This window comes from Arthrobacter sp. NtRootA1 (genome assembly GCF_019976975.1).
Taxonomy (GTDB): Bacteria; Actinomycetota; Actinomycetes; order Actinomycetales; family Micrococcaceae; genus Arthrobacter; species Arthrobacter aromaticivorans.
Window position 1 is genome coordinate 1,480,049 of sequence record NZ_AP024630.1, and the last position, 14,977, is coordinate 1,495,025.

The 14,977-nt window shown below is 63.7% G+C and carries 8 protein-coding genes; all 8 read left to right on the plus strand.

Annotated features, from left to right (window positions below):
• Positions 1-30 precede the first annotated feature (30 nt).
• Genes LDN90_RS06810 through LDN90_RS06845 form a run of 8 tightly spaced genes read left to right on the plus strand, consistent with a single transcriptional unit; the run spans position 31 to position 14,950 of the window.
• Complete coding sequence (locus tag LDN90_RS06810) at positions 31-1,302, plus strand: DUF58 domain-containing protein (protein WP_223949258.1); 1,272 nt, start codon at positions 31-33, stop codon at positions 1,300-1,302.
• Complete coding sequence (locus LDN90_RS06815; protein ID WP_223948460.1) at positions 1,299-3,785, plus strand: transglutaminase domain-containing protein; 2,487 nt, start codon at positions 1,299-1,301, stop codon at positions 3,783-3,785. Before LDN90_RS06810 ends, LDN90_RS06815 begins: the two co-directional genes overlap by 4 nt.
• The gene (locus LDN90_RS06820) at positions 3,778-5,298 is read left to right on the plus strand and encodes an RDD family protein (protein WP_223948461.1); all 1,521 of its coding nucleotides are present in this window, start codon (positions 3,778-3,780) and stop codon (positions 5,296-5,298) included. The genes LDN90_RS06815 and LDN90_RS06820 overlap by 8 nt, the downstream gene beginning before the upstream one ends.
• Positions 5,295-6,197: a protein phosphatase 2C domain-containing protein gene (locus tag LDN90_RS06825; RefSeq protein WP_223948462.1), complete on the plus strand. Its 903-nt coding sequence runs from the start codon at positions 5,295-5,297 to the stop codon at positions 6,195-6,197. The genes LDN90_RS06820 and LDN90_RS06825 overlap by 4 nt, the downstream gene beginning before the upstream one ends.
• Positions 6,184-8,034, plus strand: a complete 1,851-nt coding sequence (locus LDN90_RS06830; RefSeq protein WP_223948463.1) for an FHA domain-containing protein — start codon at positions 6,184-6,186, stop codon at positions 8,032-8,034. Before LDN90_RS06825 ends, LDN90_RS06830 begins: the two co-directional genes overlap by 14 nt.
• Complete coding sequence (locus LDN90_RS06835) at positions 8,031-9,740, plus strand: serine/threonine-protein kinase (protein ID WP_216925401.1); 1,710 nt, start codon at positions 8,031-8,033, stop codon at positions 9,738-9,740. The genes LDN90_RS06830 and LDN90_RS06835 overlap by 4 nt, the downstream gene beginning before the upstream one ends.
• Positions 9,741-9,788: 48 nt before the next feature.
• Entirely contained in the window at positions 9,789-10,493 is a 705-nt protein-coding gene (locus tag LDN90_RS06840) for a hypothetical protein (protein ID WP_216925400.1), read from the plus strand.
• Positions 10,490-14,950 (plus strand): FtsK/SpoIIIE domain-containing protein, encoded by a 4,461-nt coding sequence (locus LDN90_RS06845; protein WP_223948464.1) that lies wholly within the window; start codon positions 10,490-10,492, stop codon positions 14,948-14,950. The genes LDN90_RS06840 and LDN90_RS06845 overlap by 4 nt, the downstream gene beginning before the upstream one ends.
• Positions 14,951-14,977 lie beyond the last annotated feature (27 nt).

A 14,977-nucleotide genomic window follows, 5' to 3' on the forward strand; every position in this document is an offset into this window, starting at 1 on the left:
GTAGTCGGTGCCTGGCAGCGCAAGCCCGGCATCCAGAAACCCGGCAAACTCCATCCCTCGGCCGTATGGGCTGAAGCTGTGGGAACGGCGGGCGAGTTTGTCGCGCCGGCATGGGCCAAGGTGCGGGAGCTGTGGCTTCGCTTCGCCTGGCCTGTCCTTTCCGTGGTGAGCGTGCTCGGCTGGGTGGTCCTTGCTGCGGCTATTGGGCTGTGGATCGCCGGGCAGGCCTGGGGGTGGCAAGAGACGAAGTCTGCCGCGATGGTTGCTTTCCTGCTGTTTGTGTTGGCCGTGGGCTTCATCGTGGGCCGCTCGGCTTACGGCGTTGTCCTGGATCTGGCCCGAACCCGCGTGGCGGTGGGGGACGACGCAGTGGGCAGCATCGCCGTGTCCAATGCTTCGGCCAGGCCGCTGTTGCCTGCCGCGTTGGAGTTGCCGGTGGGCGCCGCGACCGCTATCTTCCACTTGCCCCGCATGAAGCCGGCCCAGGTACATGAGGACCTTTTCACCATTCCGACGGCGCGGCGCGCTGTGATTGTTGTCGGTCCCGTACGATCCGTGCGTGCTGACCCGCTCCATCTACTGCGGCGGCGCGTGCTCTGGACTGAGCCGGTGGACCTTTTCGTCCACCCACGCACGGTACCGTTGGGAGGCTCGGCTGCCGGCTTCATCCGAGACCTTGAAGGCATGCCCACCACGGAACTTTCCAGTGCCGATGTGTCCTTTCACGCACTGCGCGACTACGTTCCCGGGGACGATCGCCGTCACATTCACTGGAAGACCACGGCCCGCACCAACAAACTTATGGTCCGGCAGTTCGAGGAAACGCGCCGAGCGCACCTGGCTATTTCGCTCTCCATCAACACCGACGAGTACGATTCCGAATCCGAATTCGAAATGGCCATTTCCGTTGCCGCCTCCATCGGCCGACAAGCCATCCGGGAGCAGCGTGAGCTGGACGTCCTGACGCAAAAGGGACCGCTCCGCTGTGAAACTGGCCGCAACCTGCTGGACGACATGACCAGGATTGTGGGGGCACCCCTACGGAAGACCGCCGTCGACCTCGCCCGGAACCTCTCGGACACCGTTCCCAACGCATCCGTGGTGTTTTTCGTGGTGGGGAGCCATGTTACGGCCACGCAGCTTCGCACCGCGGCGGCGTCCGTTCCGCCGGGTGTCCGCAGCCTGGCCGTCCGCGTCCAACCCGGAGCGGCGCCGTCGCGGGCCAACATTGCAGACCTGACGGTCCTCACCGTTGGCGACCTCGATGACCTGGCAATCGTGCTGAGAAAGGCGGCAGCATGAGCACCGCACCAAATCTTCGCGCACGCCGCAGGGACACCAGCGGCGCCAGGCGCGCCAGCGCTGGCTCGGTCTTCGCCGATGGCCGACCCCTTTGGCATTTTGCCGTGGACTGCGGCGCCTTGGTGGTCCTGCTGTTCCTGGGCGTGCTTGGCTTCAGCCTGAGCTTCGGTGGCGATCCGCATTACATCATCGCGGGCCTGGGCGGCATTTTCCTGGGACTCGGCATCGCGATCCTGAACGCGCACCTTCGCTTGGGACTGCTGATCACCACCGCACTGGGTTTCGGCGCGTACATGCTGTTCGGTTCGGCACTGGCAGTGCCCGACTCAGCCGTCCTCGGGTTCCTGCCGAGCCTGGACTCGCTGCGGATCTTGCTGCTGGGGATCGTCTTTGCGTGGAAGGACATGCTCACGGTGGGCGTGCCCGTGGGCACGGCCAACGGCATGCTCATTGTGCCGTTCCTCAGCTCGCTGATCACAGCACTGGCTGCGGGCTTGTTGACCTGGCGTCTGAAGAGCCCGTATTGGCCGCTGTTGCCGGTGCTGGTCCTTTTCGTCACCGGCATCGCCTTCAGTACCAGCGCGGGCTTCCTAAATGTGGAGCGCGGCGTGTCCTTGACCATTGTCTCGATTGTCTGGGCGACGTTCCGCCGTGACGCACTCCGGCAGAGCAGCACCAAGACCGTTTCGGCCAACAGGGCTGAGTCCGACGCCGGTGCGGCCCGCCGCGGGAAGCTTCGCCGCCTGGGGACTGCTGCTGCCGTGGTGGTCGCCGCCGTCGGGATCACCGCAGTCGCTTCGCCTTTGGTGACCGCCAGCGACGACCGGAAGGTACTGCGCAACACGATCGTTCCGCCGTTCGACCCCCGCGACTACATCACGCCGCTTGCGAGCTTCCGGAATTTCGTGAAGGACGAGAAAGACCACACGCTGTTCACTGTGAAGGGCCTACCCAAGGACGCACGCGTGCGACTCGCGGCGCTGGATGCCTTTAACGGCCTGAACTACACCATGGATCCCAACAGTTCCGGCAACTTCAGCAAGGTGGGTGATGCCCGTTCGCTGAACACGCTGGCCGATACGGGAAGCCCCGTAGCCGGAACCAATTACACGCTGGAAATCAACATCGAGGACTACCAGGGATACTTTGTCCCGGGAGGCCGCCACACCACAGGTATGAGCTTCCTGGAGAGCTCCGGGGCGGCGTCGGGACTGTACTTCAACGCCGGCACCGATACCGCAGTGACCACCAAGGGCCTGGCAAAGGGCGACAACTACACGGTCCAGGTTTCTGATCCGGGAACTCTTGAACATGGCCAGCTGACGCAGTACGACTTCGCCAAGCTCACGTTGCCCGAGGCCCAGGAAGTACCGCCGATCGTCGCCTCGCAGGCGAACGAGCTCTCGGCTGACGCTCCCACGGCAATCGACCGTGTTCGGCAGATCGAAGCCCACTTCCAGAAGAGCGGGGCGTTCAGTAACGGCCTCGTGGCTGACGGCCAGTTGCCGAGTTTGCCTGGTCACAGTGCAGCACGCGTTCGCAGCCTGCTCTCCGCCAAGCAAATGCTGGGCGATGACGAACAATACGCTGCGGCTATGTCGCTCATGCTGCGTCACCTCGGCATCCCTTCGCGCGTCGTCATGGGGTTCTATCCCGATCCCAAGAGCCCGGAAAACGGTGCAGGGGACGTCAAGATCACGGGCAAGGACGTGCACGCCTGGGTGGAAGTGGCCTTCGACCGCGTCGGCTGGGTGTCGTTCGATCCCACCCCGCCCAAGGACAACGTGCCCATCCCGCCGGACCCCGAGAACAAGTCCAAGCCCAAGCCGCAGGTGCTGCAGCCGCCGCCCCCGCCGCAGGAGCCCGCGGACCTCCCGCCGGACTCCACCCCGGATGCCTTGGATGCTGACGAGAAGAAAAACAACCCGTGGCTGTTCTGGGGGCCGCTGCTGGCCGCGATCGGCGTGGCAATGATTCCGCTCGGAATTCTCGCCGTGCCGCTCCTGCTGATCCTTCTGCTTAAATCACGACGCCGGAAGGCACGTTTTCGTGATGGCCACCCCGCCCAGCGGGTGGGCGGTGGGTGGAACGAAGTGTTGAGCCTTGCCACCGACATGGGCGCCTCGATAGACAACAAGTCCACGCGGCGGGAATCGGCCACCGTCATCGCGGAGGCATTCCCGGTGACCGGAACTACCACCACGATGCTGGCGCACAGGGCTGACGCCGCAGTCTTCGGAGCGGGTCAACCCAGCGAGGAAGAAGTCAAGGAGTACTGGGAAATCGTGGATTCCTCGCTTGAGGACATCACCGGAAGCGTTGGTTTCTGGAAGAGGCAGCAGGCCAGGTTCTCGCCTAGATCGTTGCTTTCCGATGGCAGGGCCGCGCTGCGCCGACGGGAACAGACACCCCCGGACCCCACGAAGGGTGGCAAGTTCACCGCCGGCAACCTGTTCAAGAAGAAGGGCAGCATTGATGAGTAGTGAAGCTGAGCTGTGCCCGGCCTGCAAACACCCGGTGCGTCCCGGCGCAGCTTTTTGTACTCATTGTGGATCGCCGCTGACCAATCGTGGAGCCCGGAAGGAACGCAACGTCAACCGTGCCCAGGCTGCCGCCCTCGACTTCGCAACCCGGCAAGGCCTGCCCGATGCCGGTAGTATCTCGGTAGTGCCGGCGTCAACAGCACCGATGCAGCCGGGACGTGAAGCAGCTGCAAACGTACATCCGGGGCCAGGGGGAGGGACCACAATGACTACACAGCTCGACCTGGTACCGGCATCCGCGGGAAAACGCCTCGGTGCGGCAGTGCTGGACTGGTTGGGACCTGTGGCCGTCCTGGCGACCACCTTCGCACTTGGCATCGCGGGCATCACCCAAACCCGGCGGAACGGCTTTATCGTCTACGACACCGCTCTGCTGGTCCTGTTGGGGAGCATCGGCCTCGGTGTCACGGTCGTGTACGTGTTTGTACTTCTTGGAATCGAAGCCCGGTCTGGAAACACCATTGGTAATCAACTGATGGGCATCAGAAGTGCCGATGCCGACGGCTACGCTCCGGGCGGGGGTGTGGTCTTTGTCCGTGGCATTCTCACGGGCGGGCTCCTCCTGCTGGGGGCAATCCTCGGCGCCGTGCTGTTGGGGCTTGGGTTGCTTGGATTGGTCCTGTGGATCGCCCTCCCGCTCATGGTCCTAGGTGTGGTTTGGGCCGTCCTGGTGGTTGTTTCCAATGCCTGGGACAAGAACGGCAAGCTGCGTGGCTGGCATGACAAAGCTGCGAAGTCCTTGGTGTTCGATGTCCACGCAGGCCGCAACCCGGTTGCTACTGGAGGGATCCAGGGGCCTTACAGTTTCGCGCCCGTCGAGCTACCGCCCGTGCAGCCAGTGGTGTCACCCATGCCGTCAATGTCCAGGGCATCAGCAACGTCCGGCGCACCAGCAACGGCAAACCCTGTTCCAGCACCCACCCCAGCCCCAATGCCAACAGCGCAACCTTCCCACAATCCCAACCAGTGGCGTCCTCCTGCTGCCCCGCGTCCTGGGACTCACTCACAGCAGGCTCCGGCAGGGACGGCGCAGGCGGTTCAGCAGCCAGATCCTGTTGCCCCTGCGCACCCGGACGATGACGTGGAGAGGACGCAGATGCGGCCCGGAACTGCCCGGGCGGAGGCCGTGCTGCGGATCCGTGTTGACGACGGCCAGAATGTGGAACTCGGTGGAACCGTCCTGGTTGGCCGCAATCCGGCACCCCAGCCTGGGGAAGCTGCCGAGCAGTTGCTGGCCGTTTCGGATCCAGGAAGGTCCATCTCCAAGACCCACTTGCATCTCCGGGTTGATGGCGATGGTGTGTGGGTTACAGACCGCAACTCAACCAATGGCAGTGCCGTCACTACGCCCGATGGCCTCCAGACCCGGCTTCATCCGGGGGAAGCAGTTTTCGTCAGACCAGGTTCCACCGTTCACTTCGGGGACCGTTCCTTCCACCTAGGACAAGCATGAACTCACAGCCGGCCAGTCCCGCCGATGCGGATGCCAACGCCGCTGGATCCTCCTTTCAACTCAGCTATGGATACGGGACGGACCGCGGACTGCGCCGCGAACTGAACGAGGACTCCTTCATTGCATCGGATCCCGTCTTCGCGGTGGCCGATGGCATGGGGGGCCATGAGGCAGGCGAGATCGCCAGTGGCGTGTGTGTGCGCACCCTGGGCAGTTCCCCTGTCCTGGCGGCAGGGGTCCGTTCGGCTTCGGCAGCGGACCTGCAGGAGTGCCTCTTGAAGGCCGATGCCAGCATCCGCGAAGCCACAGGAGCGCGCGCGGGGACTACGCTCTCCGGCGTCGTGGTGGTGGAACAGATGGGCGTTCCCTATTGGCTGGTCATGAACATTGGGGATTCCCGGACGTATCGCCTCAGCCAGGGTCATTTCGCCCAGATCAGCGTGGACCATTCAGAAGTCCAGGAACTGGTGGACTCCGGTGACATCACGGCCGAGCAAGCGGCCGTTCATCCGCGCAGGCATGTGGTCACCCGCGCTTTGGGCACTGGCGACGAGACCGAGGCGGACTTCTGGTTGCTGCCCATTCAGGAGGGGGACCGGATCATGGTCTGCTCCGACGGGCTGAACGGCGAACTGGGGGATGACCATCTGTTCCGCATCCTCAGCACCGTGGCCCATCCTCAGGACGCCGTGGATGCCTTGATCCAGGCTGCCCTGCGCAGCGGCGGACGGGACAACGTCACGGTGATCGTGGTTGACGCCAAGAACGTCCTTAACGACGCCGGCATCGCCACCACCGCGCCGCGCCCGGAGAGCGAATCAGAGGTGGAGGAGGACACCCTCCCCAGGGCCTGGGTGACAGGAACTGACCAGGAGGAGGGCGTAGATGGCAAGCAGTAACAACCCACCCCACGCCCGATACCAGCGTGGTGACTGGTTCGGCGTCGTGCGTCAGGGCACTGTGGTGCTGTTGGGCCCCGACACGTCGCCTGCCCTGATCGATTCGGTGTGGGAACTTCTCGCGTCCGCGCCTGAAGCCCATGAGGTCCTCCACGAAGTGACCGAGGCTTTCGGGGTTTCCCTCAGCCGCATCCCACCCTTTGGAATCATCGACTCCAAGGACGCGCTGCGCGTGTTTCTTCGCGGCGACCTTGAACTCGTCGTGAAAATGTCCGCCGGGGACGAGGTGCTCTCTGGACGGGACGTGACTACCTGGACGGAGCGCCGGCTCACTGGGGCTGATTCGTACAGCCTGCGGATAGCCTCGGGAACGCGTTCCCCTTCCGTCCCGGGAAACCTTGGTATCCCAGCAAGAGCTGGTAAAACCTCGACGCCGGACGGCAGCTTGCCGCTGGGGGAGGGCGTGGTTCTGCTTGCCTCCCTCGAGGTGGTGCTCCAACCCGGCGCTGTGAAGGTTCCGGCGCCGGCTGCGGTGTCCGATGAAACCATGATTGGCTACGCCGACGCAGACCTGGGTCTCACCATCTCGCCCGGACATTCCGAAGGTCATGCCGAGAGCACTGAACAGCCCGAACAGCCCGAGAGCACTGAACAGCCCGAGAGCACTGAACACCCCGAGAGCACTGAACAGCCCGAAAGCGCTGAAGAATCCTCGGGCGTTCCCGTCCACACCAGCACCACGGATCCCATAATTCCTTCGCTGGAGACCACCACCAACTATGACCACCTGTGGGACAAGACGGTGATGCGCAACATCGAAGACGCAGCTGTGCGCGTGGACGACGAATCTGACGATCACGATGCTCCGGCGGCCCATGCCCCTGCGGCACAAACTCCGGCATCAGAAACATCGGGCTCGGAAACACCCACGTCAGAAGCACCAATGTCAGCTTCGGCACCAAGTCCCGCGCCTGGGTCGGCCGAAGCAGGCAGTGACAAGGCAGCGGACGGTGGATCCGGCGTCGGGCATGTGCCTGCACTGATCGAGTCCGTTCCCTGGCTGCGCAGCCCTGGCGAAGTACCCGCCCCTGAGGGCCGGGCCGAATCGATTGCTCCGCCACAAGCCCCTTCCACTTCAGCGAATGGCAACCGGCCTGCGCCTCAGGTTCCGGCGGGATGGGAGTCAGCCCCGGCGGGTTTGGCGTCGATGCCAGCGCTTCGGCCCACCATGCCCATGAATAGTCCGCGCTTGGATAGCGTCCCCGCGGCAGAGGATGCTGACCATGACGGCCAGACGATCATGAAGAGCAGCATCGCCGGCCAGGACGCACAAGGTGCAGAGCCCGGCGTTGCACCGAAGGATGCCCCGGCCGGCAACGGTCCCAGCGTTTTAGCGCGGGTGTGCTCCCAAGGTCATGCCAACCCGCCCACGTACTCTCAATGTGCCACGTGTGGTTTCGCGCTATCCGGTGATTCGCTTCAGGTCCCGCGACCCCGCTTGGGCAGGATGCGGTTATCCACTGGTGAGCTGATCGATTTGGACCAGTCACTCATCATTGGAAGGCAGCCGTCAGTGTCCCGCGTGCAAGGGGGCACCATGCCGCGACTGGTCCAGGTGGAGAGCCCCGGAGGGGACATTTCCCGCTCACACGTCGAGGTTCGGTTGGAGGGTTGGCACGTCATGCTGTGCGACCTCAAAGCGACGAACGGAACCGTGCTCATTCGAGAAGGCCAAGCACCCCGCCGACTCGCCCAAAACGAGATGGCCATCCTTTTGGACGGCGACATCGCTGAATTGGGCGACGACATTTCATTGCGTTTCGAGGAGATTCTTTGAGTTCCAAGAGGCCCCCCGCGCCGCCTCCACCGATTCCCGGCTTCAAGTACGTAAGCCTGCTGGGCTCAGGTGGCTTCTCTGACGTGTACCTGTACGAGCAGGACAGGCCGCGCCGTAAAGTAGCCGTCAAGGTGCTGCTGTCCGACTTGAAGACCGAGGGTGCACGCCGCCGTTTCGAGTCCGAAGCGAACCTGATGGCGCAGTTGTCCTCGCACCCGTACATCGTGACGATTTTCGAGGCGGAAATCACGGAGAGCGGCCATTCCTACCTGGCCATGGAGTACTGCTCCCGGCCCAGCCTCGATGTGCGCTACCGCCGCCAGCGCTTCAGCGTGGATGAGGTCTTGGCCGTCGGCATCCAGGTGGCATCCGCCGTCGAGACCGCGCACAGGGCTGGCATCGTGCATCGGGATATTAAGCCCGCCAACATCCTGGTCACCGACTACAACCGTCCCGCCCTCACCGACTTCGGCATTTCCGGGACCATTGGGGCCGATACCGAGGACGACGCCGGTATGTCCATCCCGTGGTCACCGCCGGAGCAATTCCGGGGCGGGGCAGTTGACGGCGTTCCAGTGGACATTTGGGCCCTCGGTGCCACCCTGTACACGCTTCTTGCGGGTCGTTCACCGTTTGTTCTTCCTGGCCAGGACAACTCGCAGCGGGAACTGATCTCCCGCATCACCAATTCGCCGCTGCCCAGGCTCGGCCGTGCCGACGTTCCGGAGTCGCTGGAACTCGTCTTGGCTACGTCCATGGCGAAGTCCCCGGAATCCCGCTATTCCTCGGCCCACGCTTTTGCCTTGGCGTTGCAGCGGATCCAGACAGAGCTGAACTTGTCCGTGACGCCCTTTGAGGTGCTCGAAGAACAAGCGCACGGCGACGAGCACCCGGACGACACCTACGAAGAAACCAGGGTCAGGAGCATCGCGTCCATTGATCCGGACGCGCCCGGGACGGCTACAACCGGCTCGGCTCCCACGTTCCCGGCACGGACCTTCCCTTCCACTGTTCCAGGAAGCGCCACTGTTCCAGGAAGCAGCGCACACCCGCAGCCGTCACCTCCCCGGTCGCAGCCACCGCAGGTTCCTTCGGCACACACCTATCCGCCGTTCCACGCTCCTCAGCCTGGCACGCCTGAACCCGACCCCGCCGAGTCCACGGTCCTTCGCGGCTGGCAGCCTTCGGGCCGGCAACATGAAGTAGACGCGACGGTGGCCCGCTACGCTGTGCAGGCCCCCACCGACAGCCCGGAGGAAGCCGCAGTTGCCGACCACGGCAAACGCAATCTCTGGCTGGCGGCGACGGGCGCCGCAGTCTTGGTTGTCGCGATTGTTGTGGGTGTGGTGCTGGGTGCCCAGGCGCAGCCGAAGGTTGTCCCCACGGAGAGCGGGAGCAAATCCCCCGTGGATGCTTTGGGCGATGGCGGGGTTCCGGATGTAGAGGGGCTGATCGGCACCCGGGACCCCAAAAATCCGGACTTCGCTGATTTCAAGTGGAAGAACCCGCAGCCCAAGGACGGTGATACCTACAAGTGGCGTTACAGGACTGTCGTCCTCACCGAAAGTGACTACAGCACCTCCGAAAAGGAGCCTCGCGCACGGGCTTATGGCACGGAATCGCCACTCTGCATCCAGGTGATTATTGTCCGCGCTGATGGCAGTGCCTCGTCCGGGGGCGAGGGTTCCATCGCCTGCGTGGACTAGAAGCGGCCGCATGACACACACTTACAGCCGACTGAGGAGGCACAGATCATGGGGGATCTAGCAATAGATTTCTGTGGCGAATGGTACGAACCATCCGACGAAGACGTCTTTGACATCGGTCGGGAAGGCGACCTGGAGGTCGACGACAACCCGTACCTGCACCGGCGCTTTTTGCAGATTGCACGTTATGACGGCATGTGGTGGCTGAGCAACGTAGGCAGCATGCTCTCTGCAACCGTCGCGGACGGATCGGGCGGCATGCAGGCTTGGCTGGCTCCCGGCGCCCGGATTCCGCTCGTTTTCAGCCACACCAATGTCATCTTCACCGCTGGGCCCACCACTTATGAGTTCGCCGTGCATTTGAAGACGCCCTCTTTCCGGCATGAAGCCAGGGACGAAGACCAGGCGGGGGACACCACCATAGGCCCTGTCGTCTTTACGGACTCGCAGAAAGCACTGATCGTCGCCCTCGCTGAGCCCATGCTGCGCCGGGATGGCACCGGGTTCAGCGCTATTCCGTCCTCGGCGCAGGCAGCCAAGAGGCTTGGTTGGGCCCTGACCCGCTTCAATCGCAAGCTGGATAACGTCTGCGACAAGTTGGACCGCGTGGGCGTCGTGGGCCTGCGTGGTGGCGCCGGCAAACTCGCCACCAACCGCCGCGCCCGCTTGGTGGAGCACGCCGTGACCTCACACCTGGTGACTGCCGCGGACCTGTACCTTCTGGAAACCATGACTGGAGCAGACGAAGCATGAAGTTCCGCTTGACCTTGCGGCGAGACCCCGCGGAAGCAAAGGACCTCGCCGTTACCGTGGATGGTCGTGCCACGGTGGCGGACATCGCCACCGAACTGTGGGCTGCCGACCCCGCGCGCAAGGGCACCGAACCGCCGTCGAACCTGTCCATCAGCGTGGACGAAGCGTTCGTTGGCGGCGGGCTGTCCGGCCATGTCCTCAGCCCCTCGGACAACCTGCTCGAGTCCGGCCTGCGGCCCGGTTCCAAGGTTTCGCTTGCGCAGGTGAGCGAGCAGTTTGCGTCGAACGGCAACGGCGGTACCAACGGCCAAAACCGTGGACCTGCCGCGGCGACCCTGCGCGTTATGTCAGGGCCCGACGTCGGACGCGAATTTTCGCTGCCATTCGGCACCAGCTACATCGGCCGGGACAGGGACGCCGACATCCGCCTCTCGGATCCCCTGACGTCCAAGCGCCACGCACGCATCACCGTTGGCGAGACTGTGGAGATCGTGGACACGAACTCGGCCAACGGACTCCTCATGGAAGGTTTGCCGGTCACCCGGGCAACGCTTGAATCCTCGGATACGGTGACCCTGGGCGATACCACCGTTGGGGTTGTTTCACTGTCGCGGAACCATGGAGGCGGCCCATCATCGCCGCTGGTCGATTTCAACCGCTCGCCGCGTGTGCTGCCGAGGTTTGAGTCTCCCAAACGTGTGCCGCCGGCTGGGCCCAAACGCCCTGAACACCAACCATTCCCGTACATCATGTTGATCGCGCCGCTGCTGATGGGTGGCGTCCTCTTCGCATTCACCCAGAACCTGCTCTCGGTGCTTTTCATGGCAATGATGCCGCTGTTCATCGTTGGCCACTATGTGGATCACAAGATGCAGAGCAAGCGCCAGGCGAAGGAAGGCCATAAGCAGTTCCAGGCTTCAATGCTGGCGTTCCGGGAGGACATTGACCGGCAACAGAACATTGAACGGGCCGTGCGGCTTCAGGAAGCGCCATCGGTCAGCGATACCGTCGATGCGATCTACAAACTCGGCCCGCTCCTGTGGACCAACCGTCCTGAGCATCAGCATTTCCTTGGTGTCCGTTTCGGACTCGGATCTTCGCCCTCGCGGATTCAGTTCGACGAACCCGGGGCCAACGAAACCGAACCCCGCTACATGAGGGAAATCCAGGAATGCCTGCAGCAGGTCCGCGTCATTGATGGCGTGCCGATCGTGTCCCAGCTGCGTACTTCGGGTTCGTTCGGCGTGGCAGGGGACCGCAACGTGGTGGACGATGTCGCCCGCGGAATGGTGCTTCAGCTGGTGGGACTCCACTCGCCCGCGGAGGTGGTGTTGACTGCACTGACCTCGGCCCGCTCGCGTGAGCGCTGGGACTGGCTGCAGTGGCTCCCGCACGTTGGTTCCGGCCACAGCCCGCTCTCCGGGGACCATCTGGCCGCCGGCCCTGCTGCCGGCGCCTCGCTGCTCTCCCGCCTGGAAGACCTTGTGGAGCAGCGCGAGGCCCAGGCCAAAGAGCCCGGTGCGCAGCCACGCCCCGCGCTCAAGGACGAGCACGAAGAGATTCCCGGCCCCGTGGTACCTGCTGTCCTGGTGGTCGTTGAGGACGATACACCGGTGGACCGGGGACGGCTGACGCGGCTGGTGGAACGCGGCCCGGACTTCGGGGTGCACGTCATGTGGGTGGCAGCGAATGTGCAGTCCCTGCCTGCTGCTTGCCGGGACTTCCTCTCCGTCGACGGCGATCACGGCACCACTACCGGCCAGGTACGGCTTGGCCGCCACACCTACCCTGTGAGCTGCGAAAGCCTCGACGCTGGTCTTGCCACGCAGCTGGCGCGCATGATGTCGCCGTTGGTGGATGTCGGAAATCCGCTCGAGGACGATTCGGACCTCCCGCGTGCCGTTTCCTACGCCACCTTGATCGGCAAGGAACTAATGGACAACCCGCAGGCCGTTGCCGAACGCTGGCAGGAGAACAATTCAGTCCATGCCACGGCGGTGCCCAACCGGAAGGACAACGGAAGCCTGCGTGCCTTGGTGGGCTCCAAAGGCGTTGAACCGTTCTACCTGGACCTCAAGAACGAAGGACCCCACGCCCTCGTGGGCGGAACCACCGGCGCAGGTAAATCAGAGTTCCTTCAGTCCTGGGTGATGGGAATGGCAGCAGCCTACAGCCCGGACCGTGTCAGCTTCCTTTTCGTGGATTACAAGGGTGGTGCTGCCTTTGCCGACTGCCTGCACCTGCCACACACCGTGGGGCTCGTCACCGACTTGTCTCCGCACCTGGTCCGCAGGGCCCTGACCTCGTTGCGGGCCGAGCTTCACTATCGTGAACGCCTGCTGAACCGTAAAAAGGCCAAGGACCTGCTGGCGCTGCAGCGGGAAGCAGACCCCGAGGCACCGCCGTACCTCATCATCATCGTGGACGAATTCGCGGCGCTGGCAACTGAGGTCCCTGAGTTTGTTGACGGTGTGGTGGACGTCGCTGCCCGTGGACGTTCCCTGGGATTGCACCTGATCCTCGCCACCCAGCGCCCTGCGGGCGTCATCAAGGACAACCTGCGGGCGAACACGAACCTTCGTGTTGCGTTGCGCATGGCAGATGAAGTGGATGCGGTGGACATTCTTGGCGTCCCCACGGCAGCCTACTTCGATCCTTCCATTCCAGGGCGCGGTGCGGCGAAAACCGGCCCCGGCCGCATCCAGGGGTTCCAGACCGGATATGCGGGTGGCTGGACCACCGAGAAGCCGCAGCGCCCCCGGATCGACATCGTTGAGATGGCCTTCGGATCCGGTCCCTCGTGGGAGCCACCGCCTGCCACAACTGTGGAGGAAGAACCCGCTGGCCCCAACGACATCGCCAGAATGACCGGCAACATCATCCGCGCCGCGGACTTCCTGGCGATTGCACCTCCACGCAAGCCGTGGCTGAACGAACTCGCCATGACCTACGACTTCTCCAAATTGCCAAACCCACGCACGGACGAGCGACTCCTGCTGGGCGTGGCCGATGACCCCGCACACCAGGACCAGCCCACCGTGTTCTATGAACCGGACAAGGACGGCAACATGGCCGTCTACGGTACGGGTGGTTCGGGCAAGTCAGCGGCGCTGCGCGGAATCGCCATCGCCGCCGCCGTCACCCCTCGTGGTGGGCCCGTCCACGTGTATGGCATTGACTGTGGTTCTTCAGGTTTGAAGATGCTGGAAGGACTTCCGCACGTGGGGGAGGTCATCAACGGTGACGACGTCGAGCGGGTTGGCCGCCTTCTGCGCTGGCTCAAGGAGGTTGCCGATGACCGTGCCGCGCGCTTCGCCGAGGTCCGGGCCTCCACCATTGTTGAATACCGTGAACTCGCAAACCGTCCGGACGAAAAGCGTATCTTCATCCTGGTGGACGGTATGTCCGCGTTCCGTGAAGGCTATGAGTACAGCAACCTGTCCGCACTCTGGGACATCTTCCTCCAACTGGCAACCGATGGACGTCCCCTGGGTATCCACCTGGTAGTGAGCGGTGACCGAACCAACTCTGTACCGGCGTCGCTCCTTGCCTCGATCCAAAAACGATTGGTCCTGCGTCTTAGCTCCGAAGACGACTACATGACGCTCGATGTGCCCAAGGACGTCCTCAACGCAGCCTCGCCTCCCGGCCGCGGATTGCTCGATGGGCTGGAAGTCCAACTGGCCGTGCTGGGTGGTAACTCGAACCTGGCGCTGCAGGCCCGCGAAGTGTCCAAACTCAGCCAGGCCATGGTGCGCCAGGGACTGGAGCAGGCGCCACAGATACAACGGCTTCCGGAACTCGTGGACTTGGATATCCTGCCCACCGGCGCCCCGGACAATCCTGTTATTGGCGTGGACGACGAGACCCTGGGTTCAGCCACCATCGCTGCCAAGGGTTCGCTCTTGCTCGCGGGGCCGCCGGGTGCCGGCCGCACAGTTGCCTTGGTCACGTTGGCGTACGCCCTGCGGCGGTCCAACCCGCGGACAGACCTGATCTACATCGGGTCCCGTCGCTCCGCGGTTGCCTCCCTGAACATCTGGAGCAGGTCCCTGGTGGGGCCGGACGAGGTCTCGGACGTGGTGGATGATCTCATCGACAAAGCCACGGACAACCCGGGCAGCATGGCCATCTTCATCGAGGGCCTGACGGAGTTCACGGACACGTTGGCGGAATCGGGCGTGGGACGGTTGGTCACGGCTGCCATCAAGGCCGATCAGTGGGTGGTCGGTGAGTCCGAAACGTCCACATGGTCCCAGGCGTGGTCCCTGGCCCAACCCTTCAAGTCGGGCAGGCGTGGACTGTTGCTTAACCCTGGTGATGTGGAAGGGGATACCCTCTTGAACACATCGCTGGGCAGGATCAGCAAGGACTTCATCCCGGGCCGTGGGTACATCGTGGGACGTGGAAAGGTACGCAAGCTGCAGATCGCCATGCCGCCGGAGAACCGCAGCTAGGAATCGATGGGCGTTGGCTCACATCCC